This is a genomic window from Streptomyces sp. NPDC005263 (assembly GCF_042872365.1).
In the GTDB taxonomy this organism is placed as follows: domain Bacteria; phylum Actinomycetota; class Actinomycetes; order Streptomycetales; family Streptomycetaceae; genus Streptomyces.
Map to the genome: position 1 here is coordinate 407,671 of NZ_JBIAKJ010000003.1, position 15,906 is coordinate 423,576.

The window sequence follows — 15,906 nt, forward strand, 5'->3', positions numbered from 1 at the left end:
TGCGGCCGGGGCGCCCCTGCGGGTGGGGCGCCCTTCGTCCAGCTCGGTTCTACCTCGGTTCGTCTTCCGCCCGTTGGTCTTCCACCCGTTGGTCTTCCACCCGTCGGTCTTCCGTCCGTTCGTCGTCCGTCCGCTCATCCGCCGAGGGGGCCGCTTTCCCCGCCGGATCGGGGAGCGCCTTCGTCATCCCGGGCAGGAAGTCCGTGAACAGCTCGTGCACCTCACGCACCAGCGGCCGCAGCACCCGGAACCGGGCGAGCGCCACACCCCGGGCGGTGAGCCGGGCCCCTCGCTCGGCGAGCCGGTAGCTCCGCTCCCGCCCCTCGGTCCGGTCGAAGATCCAGTACAGCACCAGCCCCATCTGGGCGAGCCACATCAACTCGGGGAGCACGTCCCGCAGTTCCTCCGGAACCTTCGTCCTCGTGGCGCCGGCCAGCACCTGCCGATGGACGCTGATCGCCGCCACCCGCGCGTGTTCCGACTCGGGGGAGAAGGGGCTGAGCGGACTGTCCGGATCGGCGGCGTTCTTGAAGAACTGCACCGCGAACTCGTGGTACGGCGTGGCGATGTCCAGCCACGCCTTCAGCACACCCGCGAGCCGGGCCTCCAGGCCGGTCTCCCGGGCCAGGACCTCCTGGACCGCCGCCTGCTGCTCGGCCGCGATCCGGTCGTAGAAGCCCTGGATCAGGTGCTCCTTGCCCGCGAAGTAGTAGTACGCGTTGCCCACGGAGACCCCGGCCTCCTGGGCGATGGCCCGCATGGTCGTCTTGTCGTAGCCCCGCTCCTGGAACAGCCGCATCGCCGTCTCCAGGATCAGCGCGCGGGTCTGCTCGGACTTGCTCGGGGTACCGCCCTTGTCGGGGCCGTCTTGGTTCGCAGGCACGGGACGTAACCCTACGAGTGGACGGGACCGGCTGTCGCGGCCCGGTGGGGGTACTCACGGCCGGTGAGTCCTGGTCGCGGCCACCCCGCGGGGCGTCACGCCCCGCGCGCGAGCGCCGGCCGCTTGCTGTAGTCGGTGAAGCCGAGGACGTTCCCCCAGGGGTCGGCGATCTCGACGGTCCACCCGGTCGACACGGAGAACGGCGCGTCGAGCAGGTCGATCCCGGCGCCGGTCAGCTCCCGCGCCGCCACCCGCGCGTCCGGCACCTCCAGCCACAGGCGCGCGGCGGGCCAGGCCGGTGGCCGCGGCCCGAGCCCCTCCTCCTGGCGCAACAGGATCCCGGGCGTCTCACCCCCGACCTTCAGCAACGCGATCCCGCCCTCGTCGAACCGGAACCCCACCACGAACCCGGCCCGCTCGTAGAAGCGGACGGCATCGGCGAGGTCTCCGACGGGGAGCAGGACGTTGTCGAACCCGAGCAGCTCGTACGATTCCTTGTCTGACATGTCGTCACATTAGGTGCGAATCACCGACCAACACGCAGGGGCTGACCGTGGGGCGCGGCAAGGTCACTCTTCGGGGGCAGCGACGACGCGGCCGAGGGAGGCCGGGGCCTCCCGCCAAGGTCGGTACGGCGGCACGCCCCCGCCCGCCCTGCGCATAGGGTGGATCCGGTAAGTCCGCCACCGTGAGAGGTCTGTGATGCCCGAGTTCCCCTCGGACCCCGCCGTCGCACAGTTCGGCCCCCAGGGGCTGCGCCGCATCAGTGTGCCCGCGTCGTACGGAACCGTGCCGGCCTCGGCCCGGACCCACCTCGCGCAGGTCGGGGTGCCGCTGCACGTCGGGCCGTACTTCATCGCGGCCGACGAGACCGACGGGCCCACCCTCGGGATGTACACCGGCCACCGCGGCGTCGCCCTGCAGGGTGAGTGGGCGGAGTGGGTGCGCATCGGCACCGACCGGCTGGCGAACCTGTGTGTCCGCACCGACGGCTCCGTGCAGGCCCTCTTCCTCGGCCGCGACGAGCCCGCCCTGTTCGTCAACGCGGACATCGCGGCCTTCACGCACTGCGCCGCCGTCCTGGACCGTACCCTCCCGGTGATCGCCGCCTCCGACGGACTCCAGTCCGCCGCTGAGGCGTTCGGCGCGCTGGTCCAGGAGTTCCGGCAGATCGACCCGGCGGCCGTCGCCGACCGGGAGAACTGGTGGTCACGGGTGCTCGACGACGTCCGGCACACCCTCAACTTCCCCTTCTCGTCGGCCTTCGAGTACGTCGACGCGGACGGCACGAAGCAGATCGTCACCGCCCAGACCGGCCCGGGCCGCCTGCATCCCGAGGAGCAGCTGTGGCAGCAGCTCTCCTCCGCCGGGGTGGAGCCCGAGCAGGTCCGCCGGGTCTACTGCGAACTCGAACCGTGCATGATGCCCGGCCACTACTGCTCCGCCTGGCTCCAGGCCGTTCTCCCGCACGCCGAGTTCACGCACAGCTTCGACTACGGCGACACCGCGGAGTCCCGCGAGGAAGGCCTCAAGGAACTCATCACCCACGCCGCGCAGCAGGCCGGGCAGTGACGCGCCGTCCCGGCGCCGTGGGAACGGAGGTGGGTCCGTGACCGCCGATCCCGCCGCGCGCTGGTCCCGGCCCGCTTCCGGACGCGAGCCCGCCGCGGCCGCCCTGCTGTCCTGGCTCCGCGACCCCCACGCCCCCGGCCTCGCCGTGATCACCGGCGCCGAGGGCAGCGGCAAGTCGCGGCTCCTCGCCTGGCTGATCGGCCACGGCACCCGGCCCGGCACCGTCAGCGAGCGCCGCGTCCACGGCTTCGTACCGCTGTCCGGCCAGACCGCGACCACGGCCGCCTGGATACTCGGCGAACAGCTGTCGATCGCCGCCCGCTCCCCGGGCGACCTGCTGGCCGCGCTGGCCGCCGACCGGCGCCGCACCGTCATCGCCCTGCCCGAACTGCACCTGGCCGAGCAGCCCGGACCCCTCGTCGAACTCGCCCTGGACATCGCCTCGTTGGAGCATTGCCGGGTACTCGTCGAGGTCCGCTCCGGTACGGAATGGGAGCAGACGCTCACCGCCGGACCCTGTGCCCGCATGGACCTGGACGAGCCCCAGTGGACCGACGAGGCCCTCCGCGCGTCCTGGGACGCGGCCCACCCCGACGACCCGGCCGGGCTCGCGGGGCCGGACCCGGAGCCCGGGGAACCGTTCGACCTGGACGATCCCGCCTCGGTCTGCGCCGCCGACCCCTGGAGCGTGACCACCGCGTACGAACGCTCGGAGGAGAGTCACGGCGGACTGCGCGCCGCCTGGCTGCGGGCCGGCGCCTCCCTGATCCGCGAGCAGCCGGCCGCCGAACGCGCCCTGGTCCTCCTCGCCGCCCTCGGTGACGCCGGTGACCCGCGGCTGCCCGCCATCCTCGAGTCCGCTGCCGAAGACGCCCCCTGGAGTGTCGTCTGGCACCGGGTGCGCGGGGACGTCACCCCACCGTGGCCCGGCCCGGTCCGCTCCCTGGCGGCCGGTACCGGCCCGCTGGCCGGGCAGCTCGTCGTCGCCGACCAGCAGGGCACCGTGCGTGTCCTCGACGCGGAGGGCGCCCACGCCACCGGACGCCTCCCGCATTCCGCGCCCGGCGCCCGCGCCGTTGCCGAGCACGGCGACGGCACCGTCAGCGTCCTCGACGAGCACGGGCTCCTGCACACCGAGCGCGCCGCCGAGTCCGCGACGCGCAAGGGGCTCGCCGCCCTCCTCGACGACGGCCCCTCCGCGCGGGAGCAACTCCTCGAAGCGGTACGGGAGTACACGCGGCGTCAGCGGGAGACGGTCACCGCGCTGACCGGCGCGGGGGACGGTGTCGTCCTCGGTGACGCCGCCGGAACCGTGCACGTGGTGAGCGTCGACGCCGAGCCGCGTACCGCCGCTCTGCACCGGGGGCGCGTCACCGCGGTCGCCGGGACCGCCCTGACCGTCTCCGCGGAGGGTGACACCGTCGTCCTGCTGTACACGGGCGGGGCCGACGGCACCGTACGCGCCTGGGCACCGCACACCGACCCCATGGCCGAGCCGGTGGCCGTCCGCGACTGCGCCGTCAACGCGGTGGCGGTGGCGGCGACCGACGCCGGGCTGGTCCTCGCGATCGCCTGGGCCGACGGCCTCGTCGAACACCGAGCGCTGGACGACGACCGGCTGCGTACCTTCCGCCCCGGCAGCCAGGCCCACGCCCTTGCCTTCACGGCGGAAGGGGATCTGGTGGTGGGGACGGACGAGGCACTCGTGCGGCTGCGGGGGCGGTGACCGCCTCCCGTGCGGGGCGGGTCGACTCCATTGCCTGGTCAACTGTGGTGCCGTCACCGTCGGATGGGACTCTTGTCACAGAACCGTGCGGCACCGCTTTCTTCTTGTGCACCTGACAACCAGCCCGGTTAGCCTTTGCCAGGTAATGCAGTAGGTGACGGGGGACGGAGCGCGCGGTCATGGGGCTGGTACTGCCGGACATCATCGACGAGGCGCTCGAACTCATCGGGGTCAGCTGGCCCAACGTCGACGAGGACGACTACTTCGAGATGGCGACGTCCATGCGGGACTTCGCCGAGAAGTTCGAGGGCCACGGCGGCGACGCGGACAAGGCCGTGACCCGCATCCTCGACTCCTCCGAGGGCTGGGCCGTCGAGTCCATGCAGAAGCACTGGTCGTACGTGAAGACCGGTCACCTGGAGAAGATCCCCGAGGTGGCACGGCTGCTCGCGGACGCCTGCGACGGTGTCGGCCAGATCATCCGCGGCATGAAGGTCAAGGCGGGCGTCGAACTCGGTGTGCTCGCCGGCACCATCGTCGCCGAACTCGCGGCCGCGCCCCTGACTCTGGGCATCTCCGCCGCGGTCGCCGCCGGTGAGATCGCGCTGATGCGCACCATCGTGAAGCGGCTCGTCGACGAGGCGGTCGACCAGATCGTCGACGCGCTCGTCGCGAAGGTCACCGAGCCCGTCACCGGCAAACTCGCGGAACTCGTCTCGGACATGGTCCTCGACCTCGCCGAGGGCGCCTTCAACCCCGGTGACAAGCCCGGCGGCATGCAACTGGCCTCCGCGGGCGACAGCGACGGCGAAGGCTCCGGCGGCGGGGGCAAGAAGACGGTCATCGACCATCTCGAGTTCGAGGACGGCGCCGGGAAGGTCTCTGGTCACGGCGGCGAAATGGGCGGCCAGTCCCAGATCCACCTCACCAAGTCGAGGAACTCCTTCGGCAAGACCAAGGGCAAGGACTCATTCACCCAGCCCTTCGAGGGCATGCTCGAGGGTGCCCTGGACGGCATGGAGAGGGCCACCAAGAAGGTGGCCGACCACGTCACCTACACCATCCCGGAACGGGTGAAGGCCGCCTCCCAGCACCAGAAGCGCAAGGACCACGACGTCGGCGACGACGCCGACAGGGTCGACGTCAAGAAGGTCAAACGTGACGGCGACACGCCCATGTACCTTCTCAGCGACGACGGTTCGATACGTCAGTTGCACCACGACGGCACCACCAGCCCCGTCCCCAAGGGCGACTCCTCCGGTGTGAACGACGTACTCGGCGACAAGGCCTGGTACCCGTGGAACAACAAGGGCGAGAAGCAGCGCAAGAACAAGCCCAACAAGGGCGGCACGGTCAGCTCCACGAAGGTCGCGCCCGGCTCCACCGAACTGGCCCGCGCCGCCCAGCTCGGCCGCTACGCCAACCGCACCGAACGCCCCGGTTCCTACGTCCCCGGCGGCAACTACGCCTCAGCGCTGCACGACGACGGCAAGGGGAACCGGTTCATCCTGGTCGGCGCCAGCGGTGAGGCACACTCCGAACGCTCCATCGGACACCCGCTGATCAAGAAGGGGCACGAGGGCAACGTCAGCGAGCTCTACACGGAACGTGAGCCCTGTCAGAAGAATCCCAAATGCGACAAGTATCTCGCGAGGGAATTCCCCGACAATCTCGATGTCACCCACAGCTCGAAATACGACCAGTCGGAAAAGGGACCGAACGGCGAAGAGCTCAGCAAGTACAAGAAGGACCGGGAGCACCGCGCCTACGTCAAGTGGCTGCACGACCAGTGGGACCAGCAGGGTGCCACTGGCGGACGCACTGCTACAGTCATGAACCTCTCACCCTCGGACAACAAGTTCGTTCCATAAGAGGGCGGGTCAGCGGGCCGGGCGGAATTCCACCAAGAATCCCACGGCGCCCGTGCCGCCACCGAGTTCGGAGTTCCGGAAGTGCTTTTCGACGTCACCCGCGGCGAACTCGTCGACCTCTTCGGCGAGGACCGGATCGCGACCCTGCCCGCCTCCGCCTTCCCGCCCGCCGCCGCGGACACCGACGGAGCCCGCCTCCTGAGGACCGTCGGCGTCCCCACGGGGACGCTCCTGTTGCGCCGGCCCGACGAGGACGACGGCCTGTTGCCCCTGGTCCAGGACGTCGTCGACCTCGAGGACTTCGAGGACACCCCGGAGGGCGCGGCAGGATGGCCCGTCATCGGCTGGCTGCTCAACGCGCACCTCGCCCTCGACCCGGTGTCCGGCACGGTGCACGCCGTCGACGCCGACGAGGAGACCGTGGTCGAACTCCACACGGACGTCTCCTCCCTCGTCCAGGTCACCCTCCGGCTCCAGCGCCTGCTTGAGGAGTTCACCTTCAGCGGCGACGAGGACCAGGAGGAAGCCGACTTCGAGCGCCTGGAGGGCGAGGTCGACCGCATCCGTGAGGAGACGAGCAGCGTCGACCCGCTTCCCTTCCAGGACGACGAGACCGTCTGGTGGGTGGTGGCCGACGAGATCGCCACGGGCCAGCGCTTCAAGGGCGACAGCCCGGGAGCCCGCTCTCTCTACGGGTGATCGCCGCCCGGTGCCCGGGAATCCGCTCCGAACGCCTGAGGGCCCCGTTCCGGTCTGACCGGAACGGGGCCCTCAGGCGTTGCGTGAGGTACGTGCGGCAGATCAGAAGCGGCGCGTGATCAGCGCACGCTTGACCTCCTGGATCGCCTTCGTGACCTCGATGCCTCGCGGGCACGCGTCCGTGCAGTTGAACGTCGTGCGGCAGCGCCACACACCGTCACGGTCGTTGAGGATCTCCAGGCGCTGTTCGCCCGCCTCGTCACGGCTGTCGAAGATGAAGCGGTGGGCGTTCACGATCGCCGCCGGGCCGAAGTACTGGCCGTCGTTCCAGAACACCGGGCACGACGAGGTGCACGCGGCGCACAGGATGCACTTCGTGGTGTCGTCGAAGCGCTCGCGGTCCTCGGCGGTCTGCAGGCGCTCCCGGGTCGGCTCGTTCGTGTCCTTCGTGATGAGGAAGGGCATGACGTCGCGGTACGCCTGGAAGAACGGCTCCATGTCGACGACCAGGTCCTTCAGGACCGTCAGGCCCTTTATGGCCTCGACCGTGATCGGCTTCTCGGGGTTGATGTCCTTGATCAGCGTCTTGCACGCGAGGCGGTTCTTGCCGTTGATCCGCATGGCGTCGGAGCCGCAGATGCCGTGGGCGCAGGAGCGGCGGAAGGTCAGGGTGCCGTCCAGTTCCCACTTGATCTTGTGGAGGGCGTCGAGGACACGCTCCTTCGGGTCGATCTCCAGCTGGAAGTCTTCCCAGGTCGCCTCGGCGGAGACCTCCGGGTTGAAGCGGCGCACCCGGAAGGTGGCGGTGATGTAGGGGGAGTCGGCGAAGCCGGGCTCGGGCGTGCCGGCCGCGTCCGCCTTGTCCAGGGTCGGGGTTGCCATCAGTACTTACGCTCCATCGGCTGGTAGCGGGTCTGGACGACCGGCTTGTAGTCGAGGCGGACGGTCTCGGTGCCGTCGTCGCCGACCTCGCGGTACGCCATGGTGTGGCGCATGAAGTTGACGTCGTCCCGGTTCGGGTAGTCCTCGCGGTAGTGACCGCCGCGGGACTCCTTGCGGGCCAGCGCGGACACCGCCATGACCTCGGCCAGGTCGAGCAGGTTGCCCAGCTCGACGGCCTCCAGCAGGTCCGTGTTGAACCGCTTGCCCTTGTCCTGGATCGAGACGTTCAGGTAGCGCTCGCGCAGCTCCCCGATCTTCTCGACCGCGGTCTTGATCGTCTGCTCGGTGCGGAACACCATGACGTTCGCGTCCATGGTCTCCTGCAGCTCGCGCCGCAGCACCGAGATCCGCTCGGTGCCGGTGGCGTCGCGCAGGCGCTCCACCTGGGCGATCACCTGCTCCGCGGGGTTCTCCGGCAGCTCGACGAAGTCGGCCTTCTGGGAGTACTCGGCGGCGGCGATGCCCGCCCGCTTGCCGAACACGTTGATGTCCAGGAGGGAGTTCGTGCCCAGGCGGTTCGCGCCGTGCACCGACACACAGGCGACCTCGCCGGCCGCGTACAGGCCGGGAACCACGGTCGTGTTGTCGGCCAGGACCTCACCCTCGACGTTGGTCGGGATGCCGCCCATCGCGTAGTGCGCGGTGGGCTGGATCGGGATCGGGTCCGTGTACGGCTCGATGCCGAGGTAGGTGCGCGCGAACTCGGTGATGTCCGGGAGCTTGGCGTCCAGCTGCTCCGGCGGGAGGTGCGTGAGGTCGAGGTAGACGTGGTCGCCCTCGGGGCCACAACCGCGGCCCTCACGGATCTCCGTGTAGATGGAGCGGGACACCACGTCACGGGACGCGAGGTCCTTCATGACCGGCGCGTACTTCTCCATGAAGCGCTCGCCGTCCTTGTTGCGGAGGATGCCGCCCTCACCGCGGGCGCCCTCCGTCAGCAGGATGCCCATGCGCCAGATGCCGGTCGGGTGGAACTGGAAGAACTCCATGTCCTCCAGCGGCAGCCCGCGACGGTAGACCGCGGCCTGGCCGTCACCGGTCAGGGTGTGCGCGTTGGACGTCACCTTGAAGAACTTGCCGCAGCCGCCGGACGCGTAGATCACGGCCTTCGCCTGGAAGACGTGGATCTCGCCGGTCGCGAGTTCGTACGCCACGACACCGGCCGACTTCTTGACGCCGTCGACCTCGGTGATCAGCTGGTCCAGGACGTAGAACTCGTTGAAGAACTCCACGCCCTCCTTGACGCAGTTCTGGTACAGCGTCTGGAGGATCATGTGGCCGGTGCGGTCGGCCGCGTAGCAGGACCGGCGGACCGGGGCCTCGCCGTGGTTGCGGGAGTGACCGCCGAAGCGGCGCTGGTCGATCGTCCCGTTGGGCGTCCGGTTGAACGGCAGGCCCATCTTCTCCAGGTCGAGGACCGAGTCGATGGCCTCCTTCGCCAGGATCTCGGCGGCGTCCTGGTCGACCAGGTAGTCACCGCCCTTGACCGTGTCGAAGGTGTGCCACTCCCAGTTGTCCTCCTCCACGTTGGCGAGCGCGGCGGCCATGCCGCCCTGCGCGGCGCCCGTGTGGGAGCGGGTGGGATAGAGCTTGGTGAGCACCGCGGTGCGGCTGCGCTTCGTCGACTCGATGGCCGCGCGCATGCCCGCACCACCGGCGCCGACGATGACGGTGTCGTACTTGTGGATCTTCATGATTCTCGCAGCCCCGTGCCTAGCGGATGTTCGGGTCGAAGGTGAAGATCACCAGCGTGCCCAGCAGGATGGTGAACACCGTGGCCGTGTAGAGCAGGCCCTTCAGCCACAGCCGGGTGTTCGCGCGCTCCGCGTAGTCGTTGATGATCGTTCGCAGGCCGTTGGCGCCGTGCAGCATCGCGAGCCACAGCATCAAAAGGTCCCAGACCTGCCAGAACGGGGACGCCCAGCGGCCCGCCACGAACGCGAAGCCGATCTTGGAGACGCCGCCGTCGAGCACGAGCTGGATCAGCAGGTGGCCGATGACCAGGACGACCAGCACGATGCCGGACAGGCGCATGAACAGCCAGGCGGCCATCTCGAAGTTGCCCCGCGTGGACTTCGGGGTCTTCTTGGTGCGCTTGCGCGGGGCCTCGATGAACGGGGCGGGGTTGTCGACGCTGTAGTGGGAAGCGCCCTCGACGGGGCCGATACCGGCCGCGGTCTTCTCAGTAGTGGACATGCGGGTCAGCTCCCGAACAGTTCACGAGCGGCGTGGCCGAGGACGGGGTAGATCGCCCCGAGCATCAGCACGACCCACACGCCGACGACGGTCCAGAGCATCTGCTTCTGGTAGCGCGGGCCCTTCGACCAGAAGTCGACGGCGATGACGCGCAGGCCGTTGAGCGCGTGGAACAGGATGGCGGCGACGAGGCCGTACTCCAGCAGTCCCACGATCGGGGTCTTGTACGTGGCTACGACCTTGTCGTAGTCCTCGGGTGACACACGGACGAGCGCGGTGTCCAGGACGTGAACGAACAGGAAGAAGAAGATGAGGACGCCGGTGACTCGATGAGCCACCCAGGACCACATTCCTTCCCGGCCGCGGTACAGCGTTCCAGCCGGCACGGAAGAACCCTCCGGGAGCGGGGATTGGGGCCGCGCCGGCTTTGGTGTCGGTCGGGCCCGGCCGGGTACGGTCCACCGGCCCCCAGCATCGTAGCGATGCGCTGCCGCTGGGCTTACGCCGGGCCTGACGGTGTGATCAAAGTGGCACGCGTATGGGTGAGAGTCCGCTGGTTATGGGGTGGTGTGTTCCGTTATCTGCCTGGTGTGACGCCGCCTTTGCTGGTCGCGCGGTCACCCGCGCCCCTGGAGGTGGGCCACCAGCCGCCCTCTCGCAAGGCGCCGGAGTTCCTCCCCTGTGACCACCCGTTCTTCGTCCGCATCGTTTGCCAATCGTGACCGGATGGCTGCCAGGAGGTGGTCGGCGAACTCCGACGGGGGGACTCCGTCGAGGCAGATGGCGAACGCTTGTCCGAATCGGATCTGGTAGGCCGCGCGGGCCGCCTCCAGTGCCATGTGGGCGGCCGAGTACGCGCTCTCGGGCAGCGCCGGCAGCGATTCTCCGGCCAGGGCCTCGGTCAGATCCCCCGGCGTCAGGTCGTACGCCGCCTCGTCGGACGCGGCAAGGAGGGCATCCAGCGTCGGGTACGGGCGGTGGGCGCTGATGCGACGGGCCCAGCGGGGGCTGCGGAGGCAGCCGACGAGGACGGGCTCCAGTTCGTCGGCCGGGGTGGTGTTGAACTGCTCCAGTGGGGAACGCGGGCCGGGTGTGTCCCGGGTCTGCGTGGGCAGCGAGGGCAGCGAGGGTATGGCGACTTGGCCAGGGAGGTGTGTGGGCGTCACGTGTGTTTCGGCAGATGATGGCGTGAGGTGGCGTGAGAGATGTGACGCCACGGTATCGAGAGCGGTCATCGTGTGTCCGACGAATGCCCGAATTTCATCCGAACGGGAGAGTTTCAGAACGTGTGGTGGACACATGGGGATGTCCCCAGGGCCTAGGTTGGCGCCGTGAGTGGGCACAGGCGCCGGACGCGGGCGAAGAACGCGCTGAACCAGACGTGGGTGCTGATCGTCGCGGTGATCGTCGTGACGGTCGCGGCCGGCGTGAGCCTAGGGATGTGGGCCTCCGGCCGGGGCGGAGACGACAGCGGGCCCGTGGTGTCGGCGCAGGGGCAGCCCTCCCAGAGAGCCTCCACGTGCCCCTCGGCCGACGGTGCGTCGAAGACGCCTCCCAAGCCCAGCAGCTCGTACCCGCTGTCAAAGACGCCGCGCACCATCCCGGCAGTCCGCGCGCACACCCCGGCGCGCGGCCCCGGCTGGAAGCCGGCGAAGGGACTGCGGGTCGTGGTGAGCGACCGGGAGCTGGCCGACGAGGGCCGGCTGGTCGCCGGTGAGCTGGGGCTGGCGTACGGGGGCGAGCGGGACGACGTGTGCCCCGGGGACGTACGACTGGCGCTGAACGACGACGAGGGCGCGGACCCCGAGTCGTACGCCATGACCGTGCGCGGCGGGCGGGTGACCATCAGCGGGCCGGCGGAGGCCGGCGTGTTCTACGGGACCCGCACCCTCAAGCAGGAGGTGCACGGCGGGGGCGCGGCGCCGGAGGGCGTGGTGCGTGATGAGCCGGCCAAGCCGGTGCGCGGGTTCATGCTGGACATCGCGCGCAAGAACTTCACCGCGGACTGGATCGAGGACCGCGTCCGGGAGCTCGGCGACCTCAAGTTCAACCAGCTGGGGCTGCACTTCTCGGACGACCAGGGATTCCGGATCGAGTCCGACTCGCACCCGGAGATCGTGTCCCGGCAGCACCTGACGAAGGCGCAGGTCAAGAAGATCGTCGACCTGGCGGCCAGCCGGCACATCACGGTCGTGCCGGAGATCGACTCGCCGGGGCACCTGGGCGCCGTGATCGACGCGCACCCGGACCTCCAGCTGCGCGACGCGCAGGGAGTGCCGACGCGGGGCGCGATCGACATCTCCGACCCGAAGTCCGGGCAGATCGTCGACGACCTGCTGAACGAGTACGCCGGCCTGTTCCCCGGCGCACCGTGGCATCTCGGCGGCGACGAGTACCAGGCCCTGACGGTGTCCGACCCGCAGGCCTCCTACCCGCAGCTGGCTGGTGCCGCCACCGAGGCCTACGGCTCCGGCGCGACCGTCGCCGACCTCACCACCGGCTGGCTCAACGACCGCGCCGACACGGTCCGCGCCCACGACAAGACCCCCCGCGCCTGGAACGACGGCTTCTTCCGGGGCACGTCCGTGCAGCCCGACAAGGACATCCAGGTGGCCTACTGGACGGGCAAGGAGATCGGGGCGCGGCAGCCGCTGGAGTATCTGAGGGCGGGGCGGAAGATCATCAATTACAACGACGAGTTCCTGTACTACGTCCTCGGCGAGCCGCAGACCTTCGTGTATCCGACGGGACAGCGGATCTACGAGCAGTGGACCCCGCTCGTCGTGCGCGGCACACAGCCGGTGCCCGCGAAGTACAACGACCAGATCCTCGGCGGGTCCTTCGCGGTCTGGTGCGACCTGGCGAACTCCCAGACCCAGGAGCAGGTCGCGGCCGGGATCCGGATGCCGCTGCGGGCGACCGTGCAGAAGCTGTGGGACCCGGGCACGCCGGAGCTGTCCTGGACGGAGTTCAGGGCGCTCGCCGACCAGTTGGGCTGAGCCCGGAGGAGCGGGGGCGTGCCCGTGTTCTTCCGGCTGCTCGACCGGCTCGGTGCGGTGGTCCTGTGACACTCCCGGTCCGTCGCGCGCAGTAAGGGGCAATGCGGGTTCCGTCAGGGATGACCGCCCGGCGTGGGAGACGCGGATGAGCCTGGTGGAACTGATCGCTCAGGCCGACGAGCGCGGCCTGGCCGCGAGCGGGTTGGCCTGTCTGGATCGGTGTCTGCCCCTGCTGGGCGCCGACGACGAGATCCTGCGGCCTCTGTGGGCCGGGCTCGCGGACGACGCGGACGCCGCTGCCTGGGGCGAACGGCTGGAGCAGGTGCGCGGCAGTATCGGCCACGCGCCGGCGAGCCCCGGTGAGGCCGTGCTGCTCGCCCGGCGGATGCTCGCCGCCACCCCGTCCGCGCCCGACGCCGCCGAGGTGCGGTTGTGGGCCGACGCCTGCTCGGTCGCCGCGCTCCGGATCCACCGCCTCCTTGAAGGCGCGGCCCCGGAGGAGGCCGACGTCGCCTCGGTCGGTGCCCGCCGGGAGGGCCGTACGGACGGCATGTCGCCGCTTGTCGCCGCCGAGCTGCGCCGTCAGGTCGCCGTCCTGGAGCTGCTCTCCGAGCACGGTGCGGGCGGGCTGCGCCGGGCGCTGGAGGTGTCGACGGAGGGCCGGCGTGTGCTGCGCGCGGTGGTGTCGCGCCGGGCCCGGGGAAAACGGGGTTGAGCGGCGCAAACCTCGACGCTGGGCGAGTCCTGTGACTGTCGTGCGGTGGAGGTGGGTCGGTCCTGCGCCGTTCCCGGGGACCCCTCAAATCCGGGTGACGAATCCCTGAGTGGTGGCGCTTTCCGGGATGTGACGACACACCAGGAAACCAGGCCTTCGGCAGCGGCGAAGCCCGTGCGATGGGCGGCGGACGCGGTGGCGACGATGCGCGAGGGGGCGCGGCTGCGCCTCGACTACTCGGCGCAGAGTCTGTGGCGCGTCGACCGCATGATCGACGGACTGCGCCGGGAGGAGACGCCCTACGACGCCGTGGACAGCGTGCTGCGCGGCTTCGGCGCGTACGCCGGTGAGGTGATCGCCCGCCAGTCCGGCGCCGAGTGGTGGGCGACCGGCGGCGACCACTGGATCCGCACCCCGGACGGCAAGCTGTGGGACCCGATCGACGAGGCGCGCCGCTGCTTCACCGGAGACGGATCGCTGCGGCTGCTGTGCCGGGACGCGACGCACCAGGCGGCGCGGCCGTAACCCGACCGTCTTTTCGAGCCGGTGTCCGGGTCGGCCGAGGGCACACTGTGACACTTCTGTGCGATTCGGCGCTGATCACCGTGGGGGCGGAGGCAGACGGCGGCGGTGCCGGGGGCCGCGGAACCGCCACGGACTCGGTACGAACGAGGACAGTTCTTGGGCCAGGGAGGAGTGCCCCGCCGCGCGCAGGCGTACGACGGGGAACTGGGCGCGGCCGTCGCGCGGGCACAGCAGGGTGACGAGGCGGCCTTCGCGGTCGCCTACCGGATCGTGCAGCCCGGACTGCTCGGGTATCTGCGCGGGATCGTCGGCGACGACGCCGAGGACGTGGCCTCCGACGCCTGGCTGGAGATCGCCCGGGACCTGGGCCGGTTCAAGGGCGACGGCGCGGGGTTCCGTGGCTGGAGCGCGACCATCGCCCGGCACCGGGCGCTGGACCATCTGCGCCGGCAGAAGGTACGGCCGCGGCCGACGACCCTCGAACAGGACGTACTGGAGCTGCCCGGTCCCGGCAGCACGCACGACCAGGCGCTGGAGTCCATCTCCACCGAGCACGCGCTCGACCTGGTCCGGGGTCTGCCCCGCGACCAGGCGGAGGCGGTGCTGCTGCGGGTGGTCGTGGGCCTGGACGGCCCCGCCGCCGCCCGCGTCCTCGGCAAGCGGCCCGGCGCGGTACGGACGGCCGCGTACCGGGGCCTGAAGCGGCTGGCCGAGCAACTGGGCGGTGAGGGCGTGACGGAGGACGGCACCCGGACGCCGGGGGAGTCGACGTGACCGGCGACGGCCCGGACGCCGACCGGCGGGGCCGTCCGGTCGGACGACCGGCCGAGGCGGGACGAACGGGGACGGACAGCGACGGACAGAGAAGGACAGGGCGGACACGGCATGGGTGAGCGACAGAACGGCAACCGGACACCGGGCCGTCAGCGTGTGCGCCCCGGCTCCGACACCGGGCCCGGCTCCGCCTCCACCCTGGAACTGGAGGACCTGCTCGGCGCCGCCCTGCGCGGCCGGATCGACGACGAGGCCGAGTCGCGGGCCGTGGCCGCCTTCCGGGTCGCGCGCGACACCGGCGCGCACCGGGCGCGTACCCGGCGCCGGGACGACTGGCGTCCCCGGGAGCGGCGGTGGGGTGCCCGGTCGGTGCGGGCGACGCTCTCCGTGGTGCTCGCGAGCCTCACGCTGGGCGGCGTCGCGTTCGCGGCGATCGGCACGGCGGGCGGCGACACGCACGGCGCGCAGGACGAGAGCGGCCGTCCGCACCCGGCGGCGAGCGCCGCGGTCCGGCCGAGCGCTGTGCCCTCTCCCACGCACCCGGGCTCCAGCGCCGTCACCGAGCCCTCGGACCGGCCGGTCACCGCGAAGGACACCCTGGCCCACTGCCGGGCGTACGCAAAGGTCGAGTCCCAGGGCAAGGCGCTCGACTCGACGGCCTGGCAGCGGCTCGTCACGGCCGCGGGCAGCGAGGCGAACGTCCGCGCCTACTGCGCGGAGCGAGTGGCGGGGGCGACGACCAAGACCGACGGCAAGGGCAAGACCGACGGCAAGGTCAAGACCGAGACCGATGGCAAGGACAAGGTGAACCCCAAGGGCGAGGCCGAATCCAAGGCGAATTCCCAGTCGGATTCCAAGGCCGAACCTAAGGCTCAACCAAAGGCCCGACCGACGGCCGGATCCAACGCCGGCCCCAAGGCCGAGAAGAAGTAGCAGCAGCGGGCGTACGGCCCTGCCTGATGGTGCGTCCCGTCCTCGTGACGGCCCGCCACATTCCGTATGCG

16 protein-coding genes are annotated in these 15,906 nt (G+C 70.6%); 9 read left to right on the forward strand and 7 right to left on the reverse strand.

Going from position 1 to position 15,906, the window contains the following annotated elements:
- Positions 1-49: 49 nt before the first annotated feature.
- Both ACFYRY_RS15455 and ACFYRY_RS15460 read right to left on the reverse strand, forming a co-directional pair.
- Entirely contained in the window at positions 50-883 is an 834-nt protein-coding gene (locus ACFYRY_RS15455; protein ID WP_389144667.1) for a TetR family transcriptional regulator, read from the reverse strand.
- Positions 884-978: 95 nt separating this feature from the next.
- Complete coding sequence (locus ACFYRY_RS15460) at positions 979-1,389, reverse strand: VOC family protein (protein ID WP_389144670.1); 411 nt, start codon at positions 1,387-1,389, stop codon at positions 979-981.
- 196 nt (positions 1,390-1,585) lie between these two features.
- Between ACFYRY_RS15460 and ACFYRY_RS15465 the strand changes: the two genes are divergently transcribed.
- The 4 genes from ACFYRY_RS15465 (at position 1,586) to ACFYRY_RS15480 (ending at position 6,751) form a co-directional block, all read left to right on the forward strand.
- On the forward strand, positions 1,586-2,455 hold the full coding sequence (locus ACFYRY_RS15465) for a nucleic acid/nucleotide deaminase domain-containing protein (RefSeq protein WP_389144673.1): 870 nt from the start codon (positions 1,586-1,588) through the stop codon (positions 2,453-2,455).
- Positions 2,456-2,492: 37 nt separating this feature from the next.
- On the forward strand, positions 2,493-4,181 hold the full coding sequence (locus ACFYRY_RS15470) for a hypothetical protein (RefSeq protein WP_389144676.1): 1,689 nt from the start codon (positions 2,493-2,495) through the stop codon (positions 4,179-4,181).
- Positions 4,182-4,360: 179 nt separating this feature from the next.
- Positions 4,361-6,052 carry a nucleic acid/nucleotide deaminase domain-containing protein gene (locus ACFYRY_RS15475; protein ID WP_389144679.1) on the forward strand — a complete coding sequence of 564 codons (1,692 nt, stop codon included), beginning with the start codon at positions 4,361-4,363 and terminating at the stop codon, positions 6,050-6,052.
- A gap of 81 nt (positions 6,053-6,133) precedes the next feature.
- Positions 6,134-6,751 (forward strand): SUKH-4 family immunity protein, encoded by a 618-nt coding sequence (locus tag ACFYRY_RS15480; protein ID WP_389144682.1) that lies wholly within the window; start codon positions 6,134-6,136, stop codon positions 6,749-6,751.
- A gap of 102 nt (positions 6,752-6,853) precedes the next feature.
- On the opposite strand, the gene ACFYRY_RS15485 is transcribed toward ACFYRY_RS15480, so the two are convergent.
- The 5 genes from ACFYRY_RS15485 to ACFYRY_RS15505 all read right to left on the reverse strand — a co-directional run bounded on the left by ACFYRY_RS15485 (position 6,854) and on the right by ACFYRY_RS15505 (position 11,055).
- Positions 6,854-7,633, reverse strand: a complete 780-nt coding sequence (locus ACFYRY_RS15485) for a succinate dehydrogenase iron-sulfur subunit (RefSeq protein ID WP_389144685.1) — start codon at positions 7,631-7,633, stop codon at positions 6,854-6,856.
- Positions 7,633-9,387: a succinate dehydrogenase flavoprotein subunit gene (gene sdhA / locus ACFYRY_RS15490; protein ID WP_389144688.1), complete on the reverse strand. Its 1,755-nt coding sequence runs from the start codon at positions 9,385-9,387 to the stop codon at positions 7,633-7,635. The genes ACFYRY_RS15485 and sdhA overlap by 1 nt, the downstream gene beginning before the upstream one ends.
- A gap of 19 nt (positions 9,388-9,406) precedes the next feature.
- On the reverse strand, positions 9,407-9,889 hold the full coding sequence (locus ACFYRY_RS15495; RefSeq protein WP_389144691.1) for a succinate dehydrogenase hydrophobic membrane anchor subunit: 483 nt from the start codon (positions 9,887-9,889) through the stop codon (positions 9,407-9,409).
- A gap of 5 nt (positions 9,890-9,894) precedes the next feature.
- Complete coding sequence (gene sdhC / locus ACFYRY_RS15500) at positions 9,895-10,275, reverse strand: succinate dehydrogenase, cytochrome b556 subunit (RefSeq protein WP_389144694.1); 381 nt, start codon at positions 10,273-10,275, stop codon at positions 9,895-9,897.
- A 231-nt stretch (positions 10,276-10,506) separates the two neighbouring features.
- Positions 10,507-11,055: a 2-oxo-4-hydroxy-4-carboxy-5-ureidoimidazoline decarboxylase gene (locus tag ACFYRY_RS15505; RefSeq protein WP_389144697.1), complete on the reverse strand. Its 549-nt coding sequence runs from the start codon at positions 11,053-11,055 to the stop codon at positions 10,507-10,509.
- A 165-nt stretch (positions 11,056-11,220) separates the two neighbouring features.
- On the opposite strand from ACFYRY_RS15505, the gene ACFYRY_RS15510 reads away from it, so the two are divergent.
- The 5 genes from ACFYRY_RS15510 (at position 11,221) to ACFYRY_RS15530 (ending at position 15,835) form a co-directional block, all read left to right on the forward strand.
- Positions 11,221-12,888 carry a glycoside hydrolase family 20 protein gene (locus tag ACFYRY_RS15510; protein WP_389144700.1) on the forward strand — a complete coding sequence of 556 codons (1,668 nt, stop codon included), beginning with the start codon at positions 11,221-11,223 and terminating at the stop codon, positions 12,886-12,888.
- Between the two features lie 145 nt (positions 12,889-13,033).
- A complete protein-coding gene (locus ACFYRY_RS15515; protein ID WP_389144703.1) occupies positions 13,034-13,603 on the forward strand; it encodes a hypothetical protein in 570 nt (189 codons plus the stop codon).
- Positions 13,604-13,732: 129 nt separating this feature from the next.
- Positions 13,733-14,128, forward strand: a complete 396-nt coding sequence (locus ACFYRY_RS15520) for a hypothetical protein (protein ID WP_356773008.1) — start codon at positions 13,733-13,735, stop codon at positions 14,126-14,128.
- Between the two features lie 156 nt (positions 14,129-14,284).
- On the forward strand, positions 14,285-14,902 hold the full coding sequence (locus ACFYRY_RS15525; RefSeq protein WP_389144707.1) for an RNA polymerase sigma factor: 618 nt from the start codon (positions 14,285-14,287) through the stop codon (positions 14,900-14,902).
- Positions 14,903-15,013: 111 nt separating this feature from the next.
- A complete protein-coding gene (locus ACFYRY_RS15530) occupies positions 15,014-15,835 on the forward strand; it encodes a hypothetical protein (RefSeq protein ID WP_389144710.1) in 822 nt (273 codons plus the stop codon).
- Positions 15,836-15,906: the final 71 nt, after the last annotated feature.

What these genes read in the sequence shown, in the direction of transcription:
- sdhA (WP_389144688.1), bottom strand. Translation starts at nt 9,387, where the DNA reads ATGAAGATCCACAAGTACGACACCGTCATCGTCGGCGCCGGTGGTGCG.
- ACFYRY_RS15475 (WP_389144679.1), top strand. Translation starts at nt 4,361, where the DNA reads ATGGGGCTGGTACTGCCGGACATCATCGACGAGGCGCTCGAACTCATC.
- ACFYRY_RS15485 (WP_389144685.1), bottom strand. Translation starts at nt 7,633, where the DNA reads ATGGCAACCCCGACCCTGGACAAGGCGGACGCGGCCGGCACGCCCGAG.
- ACFYRY_RS15460 (WP_389144670.1), bottom strand. Translation starts at nt 1,389, where the DNA reads ATGTCAGACAAGGAATCGTACGAGCTGCTCGGGTTCGACAACGTCCTG.
- ACFYRY_RS15515 (WP_389144703.1), top strand. Translation starts at nt 13,034, where the DNA reads ATGAGCCTGGTGGAACTGATCGCTCAGGCCGACGAGCGCGGCCTGGCC.
- ACFYRY_RS15465 (WP_389144673.1), top strand. Translation starts at nt 1,586, where the DNA reads ATGCCCGAGTTCCCCTCGGACCCCGCCGTCGCACAGTTCGGCCCCCAG.
- ACFYRY_RS15530 (WP_389144710.1), top strand. Translation starts at nt 15,014, where the DNA reads ATGGGTGAGCGACAGAACGGCAACCGGACACCGGGCCGTCAGCGTGTG.
- ACFYRY_RS15495 (WP_389144691.1), bottom strand. Translation starts at nt 9,889, where the DNA reads ATGTCCACTACTGAGAAGACCGCGGCCGGTATCGGCCCCGTCGAGGGC.